19 protein-coding genes are annotated in these 21,009 nt (G+C 47.0%); 8 read left to right on the forward strand and 11 right to left on the reverse strand.

Annotated features, from left to right (window positions below):
- Nucleotides 1-355: 355 nt before the first annotated feature.
- From leuD to leuA, 4 genes are all read right to left on the reverse strand, one after another.
- Nucleotides 356-961, reverse strand: coding sequence for a 3-isopropylmalate dehydratase small subunit (gene leuD / locus Q4Q46_RS15715; protein WP_311906421.1), 606 nt, complete (start codon nucleotides 959-961; stop codon nucleotides 356-358).
- A 27-nt stretch (nucleotides 962-988) separates the two neighbouring features.
- Nucleotides 989-2,395: a 3-isopropylmalate dehydratase large subunit gene (leuC, locus tag Q4Q46_RS15720; RefSeq protein WP_311906422.1), complete on the reverse strand. Its 1,407-nt coding sequence runs from the start codon at nucleotides 2,393-2,395 to the stop codon at nucleotides 989-991.
- Nucleotides 2,395-3,489, reverse strand: a complete 1,095-nt coding sequence (gene leuB, locus Q4Q46_RS15725) for a 3-isopropylmalate dehydrogenase (RefSeq protein ID WP_311906423.1) — start codon at nucleotides 3,487-3,489, stop codon at nucleotides 2,395-2,397. The genes leuC and leuB overlap by 1 nt, the downstream gene beginning before the upstream one ends.
- 70 nt (nucleotides 3,490-3,559) lie before the next feature.
- Entirely contained in the window at nucleotides 3,560-5,128 is a 1,569-nt protein-coding gene (gene leuA / locus Q4Q46_RS15730; RefSeq protein WP_311906424.1) for a 2-isopropylmalate synthase, read from the reverse strand.
- Nucleotides 5,129-5,635: 507 nt separating this feature from the next.
- Here leuA and Q4Q46_RS15735 point away from each other — a divergent pair.
- On the forward strand, nucleotides 5,636-7,417 hold the full coding sequence (locus Q4Q46_RS15735; RefSeq protein WP_311906425.1) for a diguanylate cyclase domain-containing protein: 1,782 nt from the start codon (nucleotides 5,636-5,638) through the stop codon (nucleotides 7,415-7,417).
- Here the strand turns inward: Q4Q46_RS15735 and recQ are convergent.
- Entirely contained in the window at nucleotides 7,399-9,222 is a 1,824-nt protein-coding gene (recQ, locus tag Q4Q46_RS15740) for a DNA helicase RecQ (RefSeq protein WP_006086682.1), read from the reverse strand. The two genes, Q4Q46_RS15735 and recQ, sit on opposite strands and share 19 nt — an antisense overlap.
- Before the next feature lie 328 nt (nucleotides 9,223-9,550).
- Between recQ and Q4Q46_RS15745 the strand changes: the two genes are divergently transcribed.
- A complete protein-coding gene (locus tag Q4Q46_RS15745; protein ID WP_219255934.1) occupies nucleotides 9,551-10,015 on the forward strand; it encodes a thioesterase family protein in 465 nt (154 codons plus the stop codon).
- Nucleotides 10,016-10,215: 200 nt separating this feature from the next.
- The gene (gene rarD, locus Q4Q46_RS15750) at nucleotides 10,216-11,100 is read left to right on the forward strand and encodes an EamA family transporter RarD (RefSeq protein WP_261273714.1); all 885 of its coding nucleotides are present in this window, start codon (nucleotides 10,216-10,218) and stop codon (nucleotides 11,098-11,100) included.
- 49 nt (nucleotides 11,101-11,149) lie between these two features.
- Here the strand turns inward: rarD and Q4Q46_RS15755 are convergent, their stop codons facing one another.
- The 5 genes from Q4Q46_RS15755 to radC form a co-directional block, all read right to left on the reverse strand.
- Complete coding sequence (locus tag Q4Q46_RS15755; RefSeq protein ID WP_261273715.1) at nucleotides 11,150-11,668, reverse strand: PH domain-containing protein; 519 nt, start codon at nucleotides 11,666-11,668, stop codon at nucleotides 11,150-11,152.
- Nucleotides 11,669-11,787: 119 nt separating this feature from the next.
- The gene (gene argA / locus Q4Q46_RS15760; RefSeq protein WP_106648335.1) at nucleotides 11,788-13,107 is read right to left on the reverse strand and encodes an amino-acid N-acetyltransferase; all 1,320 of its coding nucleotides are present in this window, start codon (nucleotides 13,105-13,107) and stop codon (nucleotides 11,788-11,790) included.
- A gap of 324 nt (nucleotides 13,108-13,431) precedes the next feature.
- On the reverse strand, nucleotides 13,432-13,605 hold the full coding sequence (rpmG, locus tag Q4Q46_RS15765; protein WP_006079871.1) for a 50S ribosomal protein L33: 174 nt from the start codon (nucleotides 13,603-13,605) through the stop codon (nucleotides 13,432-13,434).
- A gap of 6 nt (nucleotides 13,606-13,611) precedes the next feature.
- The gene (gene rpmB, locus Q4Q46_RS15770) at nucleotides 13,612-13,848 is read right to left on the reverse strand and encodes a 50S ribosomal protein L28 (RefSeq protein WP_006079870.1); all 237 of its coding nucleotides are present in this window, start codon (nucleotides 13,846-13,848) and stop codon (nucleotides 13,612-13,614) included.
- A 121-nt stretch (nucleotides 13,849-13,969) separates the two neighbouring features.
- The gene (radC, locus tag Q4Q46_RS15775; RefSeq protein ID WP_006079869.1) at nucleotides 13,970-14,647 is read right to left on the reverse strand and encodes a RadC family protein; all 678 of its coding nucleotides are present in this window, start codon (nucleotides 14,645-14,647) and stop codon (nucleotides 13,970-13,972) included.
- Nucleotides 14,648-14,769: 122 nt separating this feature from the next.
- Here radC and coaBC point away from each other — a divergent pair, with 122 nt between their 5' ends.
- The 5 genes from coaBC to folE all read left to right on the forward strand — a co-directional run bounded on the left by coaBC (nucleotide 14,770) and on the right by folE (nucleotide 20,118).
- Nucleotides 14,770-15,990, forward strand: a complete 1,221-nt coding sequence (gene coaBC / locus Q4Q46_RS15780) for a bifunctional phosphopantothenoylcysteine decarboxylase/phosphopantothenate--cysteine ligase CoaBC (RefSeq protein ID WP_311906458.1) — start codon at nucleotides 14,770-14,772, stop codon at nucleotides 15,988-15,990.
- Nucleotides 15,987-16,445 (forward strand): dUTP diphosphatase, encoded by a 459-nt coding sequence (dut, locus tag Q4Q46_RS15785; protein ID WP_006086674.1) that lies wholly within the window; start codon nucleotides 15,987-15,989, stop codon nucleotides 16,443-16,445. The genes coaBC and dut overlap by 4 nt, the downstream gene beginning before the upstream one ends.
- A gap of 34 nt (nucleotides 16,446-16,479) precedes the next feature.
- Entirely contained in the window at nucleotides 16,480-17,073 is a 594-nt protein-coding gene (gene slmA / locus Q4Q46_RS15790; RefSeq protein ID WP_113941097.1) for a nucleoid occlusion factor SlmA, read from the forward strand.
- A 135-nt stretch (nucleotides 17,074-17,208) separates the two neighbouring features.
- Nucleotides 17,209-19,197, forward strand: a complete 1,989-nt coding sequence (locus Q4Q46_RS15795) for an alpha/beta hydrolase family protein (protein WP_311906426.1) — start codon at nucleotides 17,209-17,211, stop codon at nucleotides 19,195-19,197.
- A 270-nt stretch (nucleotides 19,198-19,467) separates the two neighbouring features.
- A complete protein-coding gene (gene folE / locus Q4Q46_RS15800) occupies nucleotides 19,468-20,118 on the forward strand; it encodes a GTP cyclohydrolase I FolE (RefSeq protein WP_311906427.1) in 651 nt (216 codons plus the stop codon).
- A gap of 225 nt (nucleotides 20,119-20,343) precedes the next feature.
- On the opposite strand, the gene pyrE is transcribed toward folE, so the two are convergent.
- A complete protein-coding gene (gene pyrE, locus Q4Q46_RS15805; protein ID WP_311906428.1) occupies nucleotides 20,344-20,985 on the reverse strand; it encodes an orotate phosphoribosyltransferase in 642 nt (213 codons plus the stop codon).
- Between the last annotated feature and the right edge of the window lie 24 nt (nucleotides 20,986-21,009).

Below are 21,009 nucleotides of genomic sequence, written 5' to 3' on the forward strand. Positions count from 1 at the left end.
AAAACAGATTTAGTGACCAATATCACCATTTAAACAAAACTCAGCCTATATTCGCCCAGTTACTATTCGCAACGCTGATTAACTCAACATAGTGAAATCAAAAAATAACCATAATAAACAACAAAATAAAATCAAAAATCGCAGAAACACGTGTAAATCATTCAGATGTAACAAATTCAGCATAAATCACTATCGATACAAAAATTCTATGACACATCAACAGCAGTAAAAATTTATCACTTCAAATACAACTAGTTAAACCATGAGCAGATGATGATTTAAAACAAAAGCGCCTAGGTGTTAACCTAGGCGCTTAAATATGGACTCAACACCAGTACAAATGTACGCTGAAAAACTAACGGCGCCAGCCTTGGATTTGGGTTTCGTACTGACCGATTTGCGCAGCATGGGACAAGGTCAAGCCAATCGCATCTAAACCGTTGAGTAACTTATGTCTCGCCGATTCTGCCAGCGTAAAACTAAACTCGGCGCCCGACGGTGAAACCACTTTGCAGCTTGTGAGATCAACAGTTATTTGTGCGCCTGCTTCTGCCGCCACTTCATCCATTAATTGGCGCACCTGCGCGTGAGTTAACGCCACAGGTAACAGGCCATTATTGATTGAGTTACCGTAAAAAATGTCAGCAAAACTCGGCGCAATAATCGCACGCAGACCAAAGTCTGCCAGCGCCCAAGGCGCATGTTCGCGGCTTGAACCACAACCAAAGTTTTCCTGCGCCAAAAGAATCGACGCGCCTTTATAGCGGCTTTGATTCAATGAAAACTCAGGGTTAGGCAGATCGCCAGCATCATCTAAATAACGCCAGTCATGGAATAAGTGCACACCAAAACCATCGCGCGTCACCTTAGACAAAAACTGTTTCGGAATGATCTGATCCGTATCGATATTGGTGCTGTCTATCATGACCGCAAGCCCGGTATGGGTTGTAAAAGGTTGCATTAACTTCTCCTCTTGGGTTTACGGTAATTAGTAAGGTTTACGAATATCGACAAAATGCCCCGCCACCGCAGCGGCTGCAGCCATTGCAGGACTCACCAAATGGGTACGACTGCCGCGACCTTGGCGACCTTCGAAGTTACGATTACTGGTCGAGGCGCAGCGATCGCCCGCTTCTAATCTGTCATCGTTCATCGCCAAACACATAGAGCAACCCGGTAAACGCCACTCAAATCCCGCTTCGATAAAGATTTTATCTAAGCCTTCGGCTTCGGCTTGTGCTTTCACTTGGCCAGAACCTGGAACCACAATCGCGGTGACGCCACTCGCGACTTTGCGGCCTTTAGCATGCACGGCGGCGCTGCGTAAATCTTCAATCCGCGAGTTAGTACAAGAACCGATAAATACTTTGTTGATGTTGATATCTGTCATCGGCGTACCCGCACTCAGGCCAATGTATTCTAGGGCCTTTTCCATACTAGCTCGGGTACTTGGGTTGGCTTCATCACTAGGGTTTGGCACTTTGCCATCGATCGCTACGACTTGGCCTGGGTTAGTACCCCAAGTCAATTGCGGCGCAATATCGGCAGCATCTAACTCAACGACAGCATCAAACACGGCGCCGTCATCGGTTTTAATGGCTTTCCAGTAAGCGACAGCCTCGGCCCAATCTTCACCCTTTGGTGCAAACTCGCGGCCTGCTAAATAGTCAAAGGTGGTTTGATCCGGCGCGACCATGCCCGCCTTAGCGCCCATCTCAATCGCCATGTTGCACACTGTCATGCGGCCTTCCATCGACAGGGCTTCGATCGCCTCACCGCAGAACTCCACCACGTAACCCGTGCCACCATCCATGCCGATTTTACCAATAATGGCGAGTACGATATCTTTGGCGGTCACGCCATCGGTGACATGACCACGCACTTCAATCTTCATGGTTTTAGCTTTTAACTGACGCAGCGTTTGCGTTGCTAACACGTGCTCAACTTCCGATGTGCCAATCCCAAACGCCAATGCGCCAAAGGCGCCGTGGGTTGCGGTATGGGAATCGCCACAGACAATCACAGTGCCAGGTAAGGTAATCCCTAACTCTGGGCCCATCACATGCACAATGCCTTGATTAGGATGGTGAATATCATATAAACGCACGTCAAAGTCTTTACAGTTTTGCGCTAGGGTTTCTACCTGAGTGCGCGCCATAGGGCTTAGGGCATCTAAACTGGCGCTGCGGGTTGAAGTGTTGTGATCCATAGTGGCAAAGGTTTTTTCCGGCGCGCGCAGTTTACGACCCGCCACCTTCAAACCGCTGAATGCTTGAGGTGACGTCACTTCATGGACTAAATGTCTGTCGACATAAATGATCGGCGCTTCGCCCTCGGGAGCTGCAACGATATGTGCATCCCATACTTTTTGGTACAAGGTCTTTGCGTTCGTCATTACACACCTTCCTTTATAGCATTGGCGATAAAGTCACCCATTTCTGCTGTCGATTTCGCTTGGCTACGCTTGTCGCTGCTCAATAACTCACCGGTTAAATAACCAGAGTTCAAGGCTTTGCTCACGGCACGCTCAATCGCACTCGCCGCTGCTTCTTGTTTCAAGCTATGACGCAACATTAATGCCGCCGACAGAATTTGCGCGACTGGGTTGGCTATCCCTTTACCCGCGATATCCGGCGCACTGCCACCCGCGGGTTCGAACAAACCGAAGCCAGTGCTGTTCATGCTCGCCGAGGACAACAAGCCCATAGAGCCCGTTAACATCGCGATTTCATCGGATAAAATGTCACCGAACAGGTTAGAACATAGCATCACATCGAACTCATCGGGACGACGTAGCAACTGCATAGTCGCATTATCGATATAGATGTGTTCAAGCTCGACATCGGGGAAATCTACCGCGACTTCTTCAACCACTTGGCGCCATAACACTGAACAGGCGAGCACATTGGCTTTATCCACTGAGGTGACTTTTTTACGGCGACCACGGGCGGCTTCAAAGGCGATGCGGGCGATACGGCTAATTTCGCGGCGGCTATAACGCATGGTATCGAAAGCCTCTTCATTGTCGCCTTCACCTTGGCGCCCCTTTGGCTTACCAAAATAAATACCGCCGGTTAGCTCGCGTACACACAAGACATCAAAACCACGGGCAGAGATATCGCTGCGCAGCGGTGACATATGTTCTAAGCCGTCGTGCAGTTTAGCTGGGCGCAGATTGCAAAACAGTTCAAAATGTCCACGCAGAGGCAATAGCGCGCCGCGCTCAGGTTGTTCATTTGGCGGCAGTTTTTCCCACTTAGGGCCGCCGACTGAACCAAATAGAATCGCATCGGCCGCTTCGCACCCTTTTAGCGTGGCATCGGGTAGTGGACAACCGTGGTTATCGATGGCAATACCGCCGACATCGTATTGCGTATATTCGATATTCAAATCGAATCGCGCTTCCACTTCACGTAGCACTTTACGCGCCTCTGCCATCACTTCTGGGCCGATCCCGTCCCCTGCTAATACTGCTACTTGATAACTCATACGCCAGCCAACTCCTTTAAATGTGAATGCTTTATGCTCGACCTTGCTATTCTTTGGATGCTTTTAGCGACTAGACGCCGCCTAGCTCTCGATTCTTTTGCATGCTTTGTTTGTAATCGGCGACCTTGTCTGCGCGGCACGTTAAGTTCATCACATGCACTAAAGCACGCGCCGAGGCTTCAACGACATCGGTCGCTAAACCTACCCCGTGGAAGTTTTGCTCGTGGTAAACGGCGGTAATGTCCACTTGACCTAAGGCATTTTGGCCTACGCCCTTAGCGCCTAACTTGTAGCTGATGATGTCGATACGACGATCAGTTGCACGGGCAATGGCGTTATAGGCGGCATCAACGGGACCATTGCCCGTTGCGGCTTCAGTTTTAATTTCGCCGCCCACTTCGATACGCACGGTAGCTGTGGCAACGCCTTCGGTAGAGTCAGACTGCACCACTAATTGCTGCAATTGATAGTGATTGTCTTCTTCGGCCTGCGCCTCCATAAAGGCTAAGGCTTCTAAATCATAATCAAATACTTGGCCCTTTTTATCCGCCAATTTTAGGAACTCTTCGTACAGCGCATCCATATTGTAATCGTGCTCGTTATAACCCATTTCCTCCATGCGATGCTTGATCACATGGCGACCCGAGCGCGAGGTCATATTCAAGTTATTGCGATTCAAACCTATGCTTTCTGGGGTCATGATTTCATAGGTATTTTGCGCTTTTAACATGCCATCCTGATGGATACCCGACGAATGGGTAAAGGCATTGGCACCGACAATCGCCTTATTTGCCTGCACAGGCATATTGCATAACTGGCTGACTAAATTAGAAGTACGGTGGATTTCCTTAGCGTTAATGCCGGTTTCCAAACCCAACATGCCCTTACGCGTCGCTAAAATCATAGCGATCTCTTCCAATGAACAGTTACCCGCACGCTCACCTATGCCATTGATGGTACATTCGATTTGGCGCGCACCGTGTTGCACTGCGGTTATCGAGTTCGCCACAGATAAACCTAAGTCATCATGGCAATGCACTGAGATCACCGCTTGGTCGATGTTCGGCACGCGGTTAAACAGGGTTTGGATAATAGTGCCAAACTCGCTTGGCACGGTATAACCGACCGTATCGGGAATGTTAATGGTACGCGCGCCAGCAAGAATGGCAGCCTCTACCATACGACACAGATTATCAATTGGCGTGCGTCCCGCATCCTCACAGGAAAACTCCACATCGTCGGTAAAGCGACGGGCGTATTTCACTGCGCCCACCGCCATCTCTAACACTTGATCGAAAGAACGCTTCAACTTGCTCTCAACGTGAATCGTCGAGGTCGAGATAAAGGTATGAATACGGAATTGATCAGCAACAGACAAGGCCTGCGCCGCGGCATCTATGTCCTTTTCAAGTGCACGGGATAACGCACAAACGCGACTATTTTTGATGGTTCGCGCTATGGTTTGCACCGACTCAAAATCACCGGGTGATGAGACAGGAAAACCCACTTCCATTACATCAACACCTAGACGTTCCAGCGCCATGGCGATCTGTAACTTTTCTTTGACCGAAAGGCTTGCGGCTAACGCCTGCTCACCATCACGTAAGGTCGTATCAAATATAATTACTCTGTTAGACATCTCGCTTCTCCATGGAACGTCACCGTTCATTATTTAACTTTTGCCGTATTCAGATACAAAAAACCCCGCAACATTGGTGCGGGGTTTGTGAATGCTTTGCCTATTTATCGAGCGTGCAACACTAAGACCTCCGCGTATAAACCGCGAGGAGAGAGAGTAGGAGGTCGAGTTTGCTGCTAATTCTATTCATTTTATTTAAATATTTATTCTGTTCAAATAATCTAGGACGGTTAATATTTAACTTGCCTAGCCGAGAGTGTCAACCCTAATTTTTTCATGTTCCACTCATTCGACCTGTCTTAAGGCCAATAACTGTGAGTTTTATCCCCGAATAAGTGATCGATTCCACAGAATTAACCCGCTGTTTGGATTCAGAAAGCACGGGGATGTGTTAACTTATTCCCCTTAGAAAATAATAGTTTTTTATGCAAAAAACGATTAAGAAAAGTTATAATCTCGCCTTAGTGATTACGGATATTAGAGCTTACGCATTTTATGGAGCACAAAATGGATTTTCGCGTCTTGGTACTGAGCCTGTTGTTATGGCTGATCCCCTTTGGGGCGAGTGCTATAGACCAGTTAGATGAGCTCACAGAACTCGTCTACCAATATCCCAGTAAAGCCCTGACTCAAATCACTGCCTTAGAAAAACAATTTACAACCCGTGCCACTTCTGACATTAATCGACTCAGATTGAGCGTGTTGAAATGCCAAAATCTGCTGCAACTGGGTGAGAACGAAGCCGCGATCAACGTAGCTCAGTTAGGCGAGGCCAATGCTAAGCAGCTTAAGCTCGATCAAGTTCGCCCCTACTTTTTGATTTGCCAAGCCGACGCCAATCTCAACTACAACAATATTCAGAATGCGCTGCCCTTGCTGGATTCAGCCATTACCTTAGCGCGACGCTATCAACAACCCCAAGCCTTAGTCGATGCCTTGCGTTTACGTGGTCAGCTCGATACCGACACAGATAACTTTTCCTCTGCCATCGAAGATTTACGTCTGGCCATCGATATTTATCCAGACATTCATACTCAGACCCAGAATTGGGTTTGGCCACCACAGGCTTATATTTATGCGGCCATGGGTAATTTACTCTACGCAACCCATGATTTCCCTCAGGCCATGTATTACACCAACTTAGGGATACAGAGCTCAGATGCCAAGGGCAAAGTGTTACATATCATTCTACGAAATGCGGCCAGAATAGCGCTCGATAATCAAGAATTCGATTACAGTGATAAACTCGAAAAACAAGCAAAGGCACTACTGCCTGAACTCGGTTCGCCACTTGAACTTGCCTACAGCTATGCCATTTTAGCTTCAATCGCACTCGATAAAGGCCGCATCGACACAGCCGAAGAATACCTTTCTATCGCCATCAATACCTTCAAGAAGCACAATCAGCAATTGGCTATGATGCGCTCGACTCGTCTGCTGGCACAAATACGCTTTGCCCAACATCAAGACGATGCCGCATTAATCCTAATGAATCACGCCATTGAACAAGCTGAAAATCTAAAACAGTATTCTGATCTCAAAGGATTTTACGGGATCATGAGCGATCACTACTTAGAACAAGGGGATTTTAAGCAGGCCTATTCTTTCTTACTCAAACGCTATCGAGCTGCCGAACTCGCCAATCAAGGGATGAACACTGCACGGATATTGCAATTTAAAGCCCGCCTGAATCAACAAGATTTGCAGCAGGATCAGAATAATCCTGCGCCAGAAAAGGCATCGATCCTCCAAGAGTTAAATCTAGACTGGGCCTATAGCACTTTGTTCTTAATTGCGATGACGTTACTCGGCGGGGCTATTTGGTATTTGATTGATAAGCAAAATAATCGAGCGCCCCGTATCGAAGGCGAGGAGCCTGCGGAAACTCTGCTCCAACAAGTCACATCAGCCTTAAACAGCGCCAAACAAGGTAATTACCCGCTGTCTTTATTACTTTTTAATGCGAGTCAAATACGGCAAGTTGATTTACCACCTCTGCAGGATGAGCTACAACACAGACTGCGAGAGCAAGATAAGTTAATCCGATATTCGATGGATGAAATTGTGATTATCCTGCCGCATACCTCAGCAGCTGGCGCTAAAAAAGTAGTCAATCAATTGGTGGCCTGTATTCAGCCTTGGCAGGGGTCAAGCAAGGTCAATATTGGTATAGCGGCAATGCAACAGTTTGATACGTTAGAGTCTTTAATTAAGCGCGCCAGTATCAATCAATTGGGTAAGGTTAAAATCAGTGAGAATAATCCAAACCATTATTCTCCCGCTAAATAAGCCTCAATTTCATCGAGAAAAGCGTCGCCGAAACGACTCAGTTTACGCTCGCCAACCCCGTTGACGGCGAGCATTTCCCCTGCACTGGTCGGCATCATGGCCGCCATTTCCGCCAGCGTCGCATCGTTAAACACTAAATACGGTGGCACATCCTGCTGCTCAGCTATGGTTCTTCGCAGTAACTTGAGTCGCGCGAATAGCTTACGGTCGTAGTTCAGCGGCGCCTTAGACTGGCTCACCTTGCGTTTTGTGGTCGTTAACTGAATGCGCGGTTCGGCGAGCATTAATGCCACCTCACCTTTGAGTACAGGTCGTGCCGATGGGTTTAAGGTTATAGATGAACCTCGCGTCACATCCTGACTCGCCAGTCCCAAGTGGATCAATTGACGGATCACGCTCAACCAATACTCATGGCTCTTGTCTTTACCAATTCCCCAAGTCGTAAGTTTGTCATGGCCTCGGTCAACAATCGGGGCGCCTTTAGAGCCGCGCAGCACTTCAATTAAGTGATTAATACCAAAACGCTGGCCTAAACGGAAAATACATGACAACACCTTTTGTGCATCTTCGGTGCCGTTATAACGCTTAGGCGGATCGAGGCAAATATCGCAGTTACCACAGGGCTCTAGTGCGCTCTCATCAAAGTAATGCAATAGCACTTGGCGACGGCAGGTTTGCGCCTCGGCAAACGCCGCCATGGTATTGAGTTTATGGAATTCGACTTGCTGCTGTGGCCCTGGCTCAGACTGTTCAATCAAATGTCGCACCCGGCCAATATCGGCAGGATCAAACAACATAAAGGCCTCGGCATCAAGCCCATCACGGCCGGCACGGCCCGTTTCCTGATAATAGGCTTCGATACTTTTAGGAATATCGTAATGCACCACAAAGCGCACATTCGATTTATTGATCCCCATACCGAAAGCCACAGTGGCGACAACGATATCGATTTGATCTTTAAGGAAACTGTCCTGCACTGCGCCACGATCTTCCTGCGTCATTCCCGCATGATAGGCCTTAGCATTAAAACCTTGCAGACATAAACGATCGGCTACTTCGTCGACACGGCGACGACTACTACAGTAAATAATCCCGTTGGTGCCATTTTGCTGGGTTAAAAAATGCCGTAACTGATTCGCAGCATTGAGCTTTTCCGCCACTGTGTAGCGAATATTAGGCCTGTCGAAACTCGAGAGTAAACGGAAAGGGTCAATCCCAAGTCGCTCGCAAATACTCTGCCGAGTCGCCTGATCCGCCGTTGCAGTCAGCGCCATCATGGGCACATAGGGGAAGAGTTGTTTTAGCTGACCGAGTGCCGCATATTCAGGGCGAAAATCATGACCCCACTGGCTAATGCAATGCGCCTCGTCGATGGCAAACATCGCTAGCTGCAACGACTGCATTCGCTCAATAAAATCTGCGCTTAATAAGCGCTCTGGTGACACATAAAGCAGTTTTAACTCACCGTGGCGCAGCTGCCTTAATACTTCGGCGCTCTGCTCTCGCGGCAATGAAGAATTGAGATAAGCCGCCGCAACACCGGTTTGCAACAAGCTATCGACTTGATCTTTCATCAAAGAAATCAATGGAGATACGACAATCGTAATGCCATCCATCAGTAACGCGGGGAGTTGATAGCACAGACTCTTACCGCCGCCCGTTGGCATGATCACTAAGCAATCTTGCCCGCCGCAGACACGTTCTATCACCTCCCGCTGACCGTCCCTAAAGTCACGGTAACCAAACACCTGTGCGAGGCGTTGCGAGAGCGGATCATCATGCGTGTCGAGTACGAGCTTTTCCATGGATCTTCTATGTCAAAAGTGAGGGGGCCTATTCTATACCCAAACTAGCTCAAAATGCAGGATTCAGCGGTAATTTAAAGTACTTTAGACGAGGCCATTCATCGCGATTGTAGCTATTTTAACCCCTAGTGGACTAAGCCAAAAATAACGAACGCGGGGTAAAGTACTTTAAAACCCGCCGAAACTGTGTCGTCATTTTAGCGACGGAGTTGCATTAGCCGTGAGCTTCACTGTAGATTAATTGCTCTAAGCCGCACTTTGTTCATCTCAGTGTTGATAACAAATCCAATTACGCCTAATGCAGTCACTCAGTGACAAGGACCCAATAATGACCAGCCCAATCCAAGCCGAAGCTTTGAGAAGAGTCGCAGCAGTATTTGATCAACATGTTCCTTTCCATAATCTACTCGGACTCGATATCAAGCGTTATGACATTGATGGCGTCGAAGTCGTGATCAACATGAAACCTGAGCTGATTGGTAATATCCACCAGCAAATCCTCCACGGCGGTGTGACAGCCACGGTACTCGATGTGGTTGGCGGACTCACCGCCTTTGCAGGACTGGTCGCCAGTCGTGAAGATTGGACGATTGAAGAATTACAACAACGCCTCCAAACTTTAGGGACGATTGATATGCGCGTCGATTATCTGCGGCCGGGACGCGGCCTCACCTTTACCGGGACGGGCAGCGTGATCCGTGCGGGCAATAGGGTGTCGGTATGCCGCATGGAATTGCATAATGAGCAAGGCACACATATCGCTTTTGGAACAGGGACTTATATGGTGGGCTAGCCGTTTCACCGCAGAACACTCATTTACCGTATTAAAGATCAAAGCCAGTGAACATCTTGATTAGCAAGATGTTTACTGGCTCTAATCGGCCATTTAAACTCTTATCGAGATATTCTGTAACCAAAAGAACGCTGCGATGCCTTGAGTCAGCGGTCAGACACACCTACAATCGCCGTCTTGTTGTCCTTCGAAGATGTCTCATGCCAGATCTTGAATACCGCAAAGGGATCCTACTCGCCGTCAGTGCTTACTGTATGTGGGGGTTTGCGCCTTTATACTTCAAATTACTCAATCATGTTTCCGCTACCGAAATTTTGCTCCATCGGGTGATTTGGTCATTCGTGTTTATGTTGATCATCATGCAATTTATTGGCGGTTTTTCACGCTTACGCTTACTGTTTAAACAACCTAAGCAACTGATGGTTCTCGCCATTACTTCCATACTGATCGCGGGAAACTGGCTGCTATTTATCTGGGCAGTAAATAACGATCACATGCTCGATGCCAGCTTAGGTTACTTTATCAACCCTTTGCTCAACGTCTTGCTTGGCATGTTATTTCTAGGCGAAAGGTTACGTAAACTGCAATGGTTTGCGGTCGCTCTCGCCAGCGCTGGCGTGTTAATCCAATTAATCTCTTTTGGCTCTATTCCCATTGTCTCACTGGCACTCGCGGGCACCTTTGGTTTCTATGCACTGCTGCGAAAAAAGGTCAATGTGGATGCTAAGGCCGGTTTATTGGTCGAAACCGCAGTGTTATTACCGGTCGCGCTAATTTACCTCGTCGCGACCTTAGACACAGCAACAGCGAGCATGCTGACAAACGATTGGCAACTGAATCTGATGTTAATGGCGGCTGGGATAGTGACTACCATTCCTTTACTGTGTTTTGCAGGGGCGGCAGTACGGATTCCATTGTCTATGCTTGGTTTTTTCCAATATATCGGCCCAAGTATTATGTTTATCCTCGCGGTGAGTCTGTTTAATGAGCCCTTCGATGCCGAAAAAGGTGTGACCTTCGGCTTTATCTGGAGCGCGCTGCTCATCTTTACCTTAGATATGGCCTATAAACGCAAAACGGCGTGAGCATTATCACGCCGATAAACACAGTGGCAGAAGCGATGACATATGATGATTACTTCTGCAACTGTGCTAAAAACTCACTCCCTTGCGGTACTGTCAGTAATAAGCTGTAGCCTTTCGCCGTTGGCACTAACACTAACTGCGATTTATCTGTTATCGCCAAAAATGCCTTACCTTTTCCCTGTAGATTAAACCAGCCCAATTGAAATCCCGGCATGCCTATGCCGTTGGTTTTAAAGCTCGGAGTCAATTCTGCCTCTTGTTGCAAATCGACCATGCGTGCCTCGGCGGGCAATAAATCCGCGCGGGATAACTGCACTTTATAGAAGGGCACATCCAAGGTAAGCTCAGTATCGGTTAACACTAACTCGGCACTATTAGACTGATAAAATACCCAAGAAAATCCGCCCATCATCACCAGCAATATGCCTAAACTCGCTGACTTCGCTATCTTTGGCATATTTTTTAGCCATAACATCAGCAAGATACCCGCTAAACCGAGCAATAAGACGATAAAACTAAAGATAGAGGTTTGGGTTAAAGGGGCGAGTTCAAAAAATTGAGGACTCATTGGCAGTATCTCCCGTGCAGTGAAGTCTTAATCTGCCAACAAAGACATATTATGTCAATAAAAATGCCAGCGCTAATATGAGTACTAGGCTGGCATTGATTGGATTGATTTAGAACGGCTTAGAGATCGAGCGCGAGAATTTTGGAGCGGCGTTGATAGTTATACAACTGCTTTTTCTTCTGTGGCAGTGCTTCAACATCTTCAATCACAAAACCATGCTCGAGGAACCAGTGAATGCTCCGTGTTGTCAGCGCAAACAAGCGTGAATAACCGCGGTTTCTGGCCTGATTGATAATGTTCTTCAGCAGTAAGCTCCCTCTGTCGGCATCGCGATAATCTGGATGCACCACCAAACAGGCAAACTCGCCCGCATTGTCCTCTTCAAAAGGATAAAGCGCAGCGCAACCAATCACTAAACCATCACGTTCAATCAACATGAACTGTTCAATTTCAATCTCAAGCTGCTCACGACTACGACGCACCAGAATGCCTTGCTCCTCCAATGGACGAATAAGGTTCAGTACACCGCCAATATCGGCGATCGACGCACAGCGTAAACGCTCGGCACTCTCAGTCACGATTTGCGTGCCTATCCCTTCGCGAGAAAACAGTTCCTGCAGTAAAGCGCCATCTTCGAGGTAGCTAACTAAGTGACAACGCGGCACACCATTGCGGCAAGCATCAATACTCGCTTTCAAGAAAGCCATAGTGCCAATGCAGGCAGAACCTTGCTCGGCCAGCTTGTTCATGATGTTTTGCGCATCGTTCGGCATCAACTCGGCAATGACATCGCCATTGCGATCGAGAATACCGTTCTGTGAGCTAAAACCGATCATCTTATCTGCTTTGAGTTTGATCGCCACCTGGGTCGCGATTTCCTCGGCGGTCAGATTAAAACTTTCACCCGTCACAGAAGCCGCAATCGGCCCCATCAACACGATGCAGTGATTATCTAACTGACGTTTTAAGCCTTGCACATCAATACGACGCACTTTGCCACTCAGGCAAAAATCCACACCATTGTCGACACCAAGAGGTTGAGCAATCACAAAGTTGCCGCTCACTAAGTTAATTTGCGCGCCTTGCATCGGCGTATTGCTTAAGCTCATGGATAAACGCGCTGTGATATCAAATTGCAGTGCACCCGCAACTTGCTTGATCACTTTGAGCGAGTCTTCATCCGTGATACGCACACCTTCGTGGTAGGCAGGTTCAATACCGTTGACGGCTAATGCAGCATCAATCTGCGGTCTAGCGCCATACACTAACACCACTTTAATCCCTAAACTGTGCAGCAGGGCAACATCATTTAAGATGGCGCGGAAGTGATTTTGAGCCAAAGCTTCACCACCCAGCATGACCACAAAAGTTTTACCTCTGTGAGCATTAACATAGGGGGCAGAGTGACGAAATCCATCAACCAATTCAGTGGTACGCACGCGTTATTTACACCTCATTTTTGAGCTGGCAGCGTCACGATGACATGCCAGGAATGAATCGCTAACTTTCGCGTATGGTATTGCATTTTAATTCACACATAAAGAATTTATTCTCACTAAAGTGCAGTTTTAATGATTTAAAGTGCTTAGAACCGCACTATTTTATATTTTCAGCAAGTGTTCACACTTTTTTAACTTCACAGGGGATGATTCAGCGGCTTAAGTTTGCGAGGCAATTATCTCAACTTGATGACTAACTACTAAAAAAAGCGCAAAAAAAAAGCCCCTTAAATAAGGGGCTTTTCTCGAAACACTAACCAAGGATTACTTGATTTTTGCTTCTTTGTAGATAACGTGCTGACGAATAACTGGATCAAATTTTTTGATTTCCATTTTTTCAGGCATGTTACGCTTGTTTTTTTCAGTTGTGTAGAAGTGACCAGTTTTAGCTGTAGAAACTAATTTGATCTTCTCACGATTACCTTTAGCTTTAGCCATGATCTATTATACCTTCTCGCCACGAGCACGAAGTTCAGCAACAACAACTTCGATACCTTTTTTGTCGATCAGACGAATACCTTTAGTAGATACACGTAACTGTACGAAACGCTTTTCTTCTTCTAACCAAAAACGGTGGTTTTGTAGGTTAGGTAAAAAACGACGACGGGTCGCGTTTTTTGCGTGCGAACGGTTGTTACCAACCATCGGCTTCTTGCCAGTAACTTGGCATACTCTTGACATGTCAATCTTCTCCAAAAACAATTTTAACGCTCGAGCATTAATGTGCCTCGTATGGCCGTCGCCCGAGGCACAAAGAGGGCGCATTTTATACACGATCACAGAGTGAAGATCAAGTGTTAGATTAATTAATCCAGCCTCGTTCTGCAAAAGAAACTATCTCTCGATCACCTACAACCATATGGTCCAATAAGGATACGTCTATGGTTGCTAACGCATTTTTTAATCGCTCAGTTATTCGTCGGTCAGCCTGACTGGGCTCGGCAATACCAGACGGATGATTATGACAAACTATAACTGCTGCGGCCTTTTTCTCCAGCACTAAGCTCACCACTTCACGTGGGTACACTGAGGCTGAGTCTATTGTGCCGCGGAATAATTCGACAAATTGAATCACTCTATGCTGGCTATCCAGCAGTAAAACTGCGAACACTTCATAGGAGCGATCGGCCAATTGTCTCATTAAATAGTCCCGAGTTAAATCGGGATTTGTTAAAACTTGACCTCTTTGCAGATTTTCCTGCGCTACACGCCGCGCTAATTCGGCAGCAGCTTGAAGCTGGGCGTATTTTACAGGTCCTACGCCCGGAAGTCGACATACCTGATTTCGAGGCGCACAAAGCAGGTTTCTGAGGCCGCCAAACTCGCTAATAAGCGACCTTGCAAGGTCAACCGCATTTAATCCCGCTAAACCGTTCCGCAGTAATACCGCCAATAACTCCGCATCCGACAACTGCCCCGCCCCTTTTTGTAACAGTTTATCTCTGGGACCTTCCCCCTCAGGCCAATCTTTAATTCCCATGCGACCTCCCTGTCATCTCACATATTTTCACTTTACTGAGTATGGACGAGATTTTTTGAACTGGGAGAGTCACTAAAATTCACCGCTTTGTGGTATCGTTGGCGGCATTATTTCTATCTCGGATGATGTCTGTGAGTCTGACAAATAAAAACGTCCTGCTGGGCATTGGCGGCGGTATTGCGGCCTATAAAAGCGCTGATTTAGTCCGCCGCTTAAAAGAGCGTGGCTGTGATGTGCGTGTGGTGATGAGCCAGAGTGCGATGGAATTTATCACCCCTCTTACGCTGCAAGCGTTATCTGGGCATCCCGTTGCCTCAAGCCTGCTCGATCCTGCGGCAGAAGCAGCCATGGGCCACATAGAACTCGCTCGTTGGGCGGATCTCGTCATCATCGCCCCTGCAACCGCAAACCTATTGGCGCGGATTAATGCCGGCATGGCCGATGAGCTGATCACCACCACATGTCTTGCCACTGAGGCGCCAATTGCCCTGTGTCCAGCAATGAATCAGCAGATGTACCGCAATCTAGCTACGCAGGCGAATTTAACTAGCCTAGCATCACGTGGTTTTACACTTTGGGGACCCGCCAGTGGCAGTCAGGCCTGTGGTGAAGTGGGTCCTGGACGCATGCTCGAACCGCTAGAAATTGCCGAGCTAGCCAGTGATTTTTTTGCAACAAAAGAAGTCTCTGCGCTGCCTTTGGCTGGCCAGTCAGTGCTGATTACCGCCGGACCAACCCGTGAAGCAATTGATCCCGTCAGATACATTTCAAATCACAGTTCTGGAAAAATGGGCTTTGCACTGGCCAAAGCCGCGGCAGATATGGGTGCAGCAGTCACCTTAGTCTCAGGCCCAGTAAATCTCAGCACCCCAGAAGGCGTGACACGGATTGATGTTGAATCGGCGCAAAATATGCTCGATGCTGTTATGGATAACGTTGATAAAAAAGATATTTTTATTGGCTGCGCCGCCGTTGCAGACTACCGCATTAGTGATATTGCTACCTGTAAGATCAAAAAATCGACCGAAGAAATGCAACTTGCGCTGGTGAGGAATCCTGATATCTTAGCCACGGTTGCGAGCTTACCTAACCGTCCTTTTGTGGTGGGATTTGCCGCCGAAACCCATGATGTAGAAGCCTATGCGCGCGATAAGCTCAAACGTAAAAACTTGAACATGATCGCCGCAAACGACGTTTCCGTTGCAGGTATTGGCTTTAATGCCGATGCCAATGCCCTGCGAGTGTTCTGGCCGCACGGCAGTCAAGATTTGCCTGCTACTGACAAACTCACGCTGGCACGGCAATTACTTTCGTTGATAGTGAAAGAAAAAACAAATACATGAAAACACCGATTGAATTAAAAATTCTCGACTCCCGTATCGGCTCAGAATTTCCTTTACCTGCCTACGCTACACCTGGCAGTGCAGGCATGGATCTTCGCGCCATGATCGACACGACTTTGACCATAGCACCGGGTGAAACCGTGCTTATTCCAACGGGGATTGCCATTCATGTTGCCGATCCAGGACTGGCTGCAGTGATTTTGCCGCGCTCAGGTCTTGGCCATAAACACGGTATAGTACTGGGGAATCTGGTCGGACTCATCGATTCCGATTACCAAGGCCCCTTAATGGTGTCTTGCTGGAATCGTAGCGACAGTCCTTTTGCCTTAGAAATTGGCGATCGTCTTGCGCAACTGGTGTTTGTTCCTGTAGTACAAGCACAATTCAAACTCGTTGATGAGTTCGACAGCTCAGATCGTGGTGAAGGCGGATTTGGCCATTCAGGCACTAAATAATCCCCTAAGTCGTTATTGAGCCAAGGATACTGCAATGGCTGTAAGCCCAAAAATTAATCGTCGTGAACATATTTTGCAATGTCTAGCACAGATGCTAGAAACCAACCCAGGACAAAGGATCACCACAGCGAAACTGGCCTCAGAAGTCGGTGTATCGGAAGCCGCCCTGTACCGTCACTTCCCAAGTAAAGCACGGATGTTCGAAGGCTTAATCGAGTTTATCGAAGAGTCGTTATTGTCGCGCATCAATTTAATCATGGATGACGAAAAAGACACCATGAAGCGCTGCCAGTTGGTACTGCAACTGCTGCTGATCTTTGCCGAGCGTAACCCAGGAATTTCCCGCGTTCTCAACGGTGATGCTCTACTCGGTGAAAATGAACGCCTGCGAAGTCGTATTGGTAACTTATTTGCCAAAATTGAAACCCAGTTAAAGCAAATTTTACGGGAAAAAACCCTACGAGAAGGTAAAGGCTTCAACTTAGACGAAGCCATATTAGCCAATTTACTGTTAGCCTTTGCCGAAGGCCGCATCGCCCAATTTGTACGAAGTGAATTCAAACTCAAACCGACGACACACTTCGATGAACAGTGGCGCTTTATCCAACATCAACTGTTGCAAAGCTAATGATTTTTCAACATAAAGGACGGTAACTATCGTCCTTTATTTTCAATATTCCTTCCTTGTTTCACTTCATCTTTTGTTTTATCCTCGAAAAACATTTTAAGAACAAAAACCACAATGATTTTACAAGGATGTCAGATGAAACTCTTCCGATTAGCGACTTTGGCTACGCTCTGCTTGCCAATGCTCCCTATAGCAACTTTTGCTGCAACTCCGCCAACCACCAATGCACTATCACAGGCACAATTATTCAGCAAAGGTGATGAGTACTCTGATGTAAAAATATCTCCTACTGGCAAATACTTAAGTGCAATCACGAGTGTCGAAGGTAAAAATGTTCTCTTAGTTTTAGACACCCAAACCAAAAAGCTCCTTAATGCGATAAGCTTCCCCGGTAATGCTCAAGTTGGTAACTATGAATGGGCCAATAGTGAGCGATTGGTACTGGCAAAAGAATACCTAAAAGGCTGGCAAGACACCCCCATCTACTATGGAGAATTATTGGCCGTAAATGCAGATGGTTCACGAAAGGCTTATCTCTTCGGCTTCGATAGTGGTGAGCAACAAACAGGTTCAAATATCAAGAAAAACACACCTATGCGAGCGAGCGCATTTATTCTCGATCCTCTACCTGATGATGAACGCTACATGCTAGTTAACGCCATTCCATGGAACGATAGGATCAATCTGGATGTGGAACTGTTACAAGATGTCTATCGCGTAGACTTATTTAATGGAACGCGTAAACGCATCGCAGGCTCACCCATCGGCCAAGCCAGCTTTATGACAGACCATCAAGGGGAAGTTCGCTTCGTTGCCGGTGAGGACAGTAAAAACATCACTAAAGTGTTCTACCGTAAAGAGGGAAATTGGGTAAATACCGATAAACTCAATCTAGGTCTTGCTGATTTTAAACCACTCTCCTTCGCCGATGATAAAAATACGATTTATGCGGCGGGACGCTCCCAAGGTGAAACCTTAGGGGTGTATAAAATTAATCTCGAAACGGGTGATAAAACTGAAATAATTCAGGATGAAAACGTTGACCCCAGTAACTTTTGGATTAACGGTACCAATAAACAACTTTACGCCGTCGAGTTTGAAAATGGCTACCCAAGTTATGCCTTCGTCGATAATGAGGATTCACACGCTAAATTGCTAAAAGATCTGCTTGGTGCTCTGCCTGGCCATCAAGTCCGAATTGTTAGCGAAACCCGAGATGCAGACAAACTCGTTGTACTTGCATTTAATGATCGCAATCCTGGTGATTACTACATATTTGATACAAAAAAACTGAAACTTGAATATCTAGTCGCTGCAAAGAAATGGCTCGACCCTGAACAAATGGCTGAGGTAAAACCCATCAGTTTTACCAGCCGTGATGGTAAAACACTCCATGGATATCTAACCCTCCCCTTTGGAAAAGAAGCTAAAAATCTGCCCTTAGTCGTCAATCCACACGGTGGTCCACACGGTATCCGTAACTGGTGGGGCTTTGACTCACAAAACCAATATCTAGCGAGCCAAGGCATAGCCGTTCTACAGGTCAACTTCCGTGGTTCGGGTGGATATGGCGATCAATTTGAACGTGCAGGCTATCAAAAATGGGGCTCGGATATTCAATACGATATTATCGACGCCACCCAGTACGTCATTGACCAAGGTTTTGCCGATAAGGAGCGTATCTGTATCGTTGGCGGCAGTTTTGGTGGTTACAGCGCCTTGCAGAGCGCCGTACTTGCTCCAGATATGTTTAAATGCGCCATAGGTGTAGCTGGCGTTTATGATCTTGAATTGATGTTTAATGAAGGCGATGTTGCTAGTAGAAGAGCAGGCACTAGCTATCTCAAGGATGTGCTTGGCCAAGACAAAGCCACCCTAAAAGCCATGTCGCCCTCAGAAAACGTTGCCAAATTAAAAGCGAACCTCTTACTCGTTCACGGTGGTGAAGATGAGCGCGCGCCAATTGAGCAACTCGAATCCCTCGAAAAAGGCCTAAAAGCTCACAATTACCCTTACCAAAAACTGGTAATGGACAATGAAGGCCACGGTTTTTATAACGATGAGCATAGAGCGAAATACTATGAACAAATGCTCAGCTTCCTAAAAACTAATCTAAAACTTTAGGATTGACTCAAACTTGCCGTCACTGCCAGTCTACACTCGATTGGCAGTGGCCGATTTAAAGCCGATATCCGATAAGGACTATCGGCTTTTTCATGTGGCCTATGCGCGTTTTTCGGTATGAATTGTCTGCAATTCGCGCTATCCTCCTCCCCCTATTCTTGCCCTAGCGAGAATAGCAATAATTTGTATCTGATGCTGAACAGCCCAAGTACCACTCGATGATCAGCATAGGTTTTCTGTTATAGCCGCTACGACGTAGTGGAGGATAAGATGGCATTAAGTGAAGCAGCAGTAAAAGTACAAGCCGCGTTATCAGAACGTGGACTTGAAACCCCAATGCTCCCAAGCGTTTACAGCAGTGAAGAACGTAAAAACAAGATTGAACATCATATGAAAGAAATCCTGACATTAATGTCATTGGATCTGTCAGATGATAGCCTTGCCGATACGCCGCGCCGCATTGCTAAAATGTACGTCGATGAAATCTTCTCCGGCTTAGATTATGCGAACTTCCCTAAGATCACGGTTATCGACAATAAGATGGGCTTCGATGAAATGGTGCGCGTGCAAGACATTAGCCTTACCAGTACCTGCGAACACCATTTAGTGACGATCGATGGCACTGCAACCATAGCTTATCTGCCACGCAAAAAAATCATTGGTTTATCAAAAATTAATCGCATCGTGCGTTTCTTTGCCCAGCGACCACAGGTACAAGAGCGTTTGACGCAGCAAGTGCTAGTCGCGCTGCAAACCTTGCTCGAAACTAAGGACGTAGCGGTTAAAATGGATGCTGTGCATTACTGCGTCAAATCCCGTGGCGTGATGGACTCAACCAGTTCAACCACCACCACAGCACTGGGCGGTATTTTCAAATCTAACCCTGCGACCCGCGCCGAGTTTTTGCATCAGTCGAAATAAGTGTATTGAAGCGTAACGTGATTTAAAGCGTGCCTAAATCAATAGCAATCAATACAACTCAACAAAAAACGCTGCGATTCCTTCTATAGAATCGCAGCGTTTTTTGTTTTCATACCAACCCAATCAAACCTTTCTCAACCTAGCTAAGATCAATGCCGGCTGATTAACTGATTTCACCACGCCAATAATAGCCACTTGATCAATACCAGCGGCTAAGCACTAGAGTTAAATGCCGTATTGCTCGCGGTACTGGCTCACGGCGGCAAGTTGTACTTCCATTCCAGGCTTTTCAGACAGATAGCTAATGAGGTCGGCAAGTTTAATAATTGCTACTATGCCGCAACCAAAATCGCGCTCAACTTCTTGAATAGCCGATAACTCACCCTTGCCTTTCTCCTGTCTGTCTAAGGCAATCAACACGCCCGCTAATTGTGCCTTATGGGCTTCGATGATTTCCATCGACTCACGAATAGCAGTACCGGCTGTGATCACATCATCCACCAGCATCACGCGGCCTTTCAGCTCGCTTCCGACTAAGCTGCCACCTTCGCCGTGATCTTTTTTCTCTTTGCGATTGAAGCAGTAAGGAATGTCGATATCGTGGTGTTCACACAAGGCAACAGCCGTAGTGGTCGCAATCGGAATGCCTTTGTAAGCAGGACCAAACAGCAAATCGTAATTAATGCCAGAATCCACTAGCGCAGCGGCATAGAAACGGCCTAAACGCGCTAAATCACGGCCAGTATTGAACAAACCCGCATTGAAGAAATAAGGACTAATACGGCCCGATTTAAGTGTAAATTCGCCAAATCGCAACACCTGACGTTCAAGGGCAAATTCAATAAACTCACGTTGATAGGCTTTCACAATATCTCCTTACGACTTTGTATT

This window comes from Shewanella vaxholmensis (genome assembly GCF_031932135.1).
In the GTDB taxonomy this organism is placed as follows: Bacteria; Pseudomonadota; Gammaproteobacteria; order Enterobacterales; family Shewanellaceae; genus Shewanella; species Shewanella hafniensis.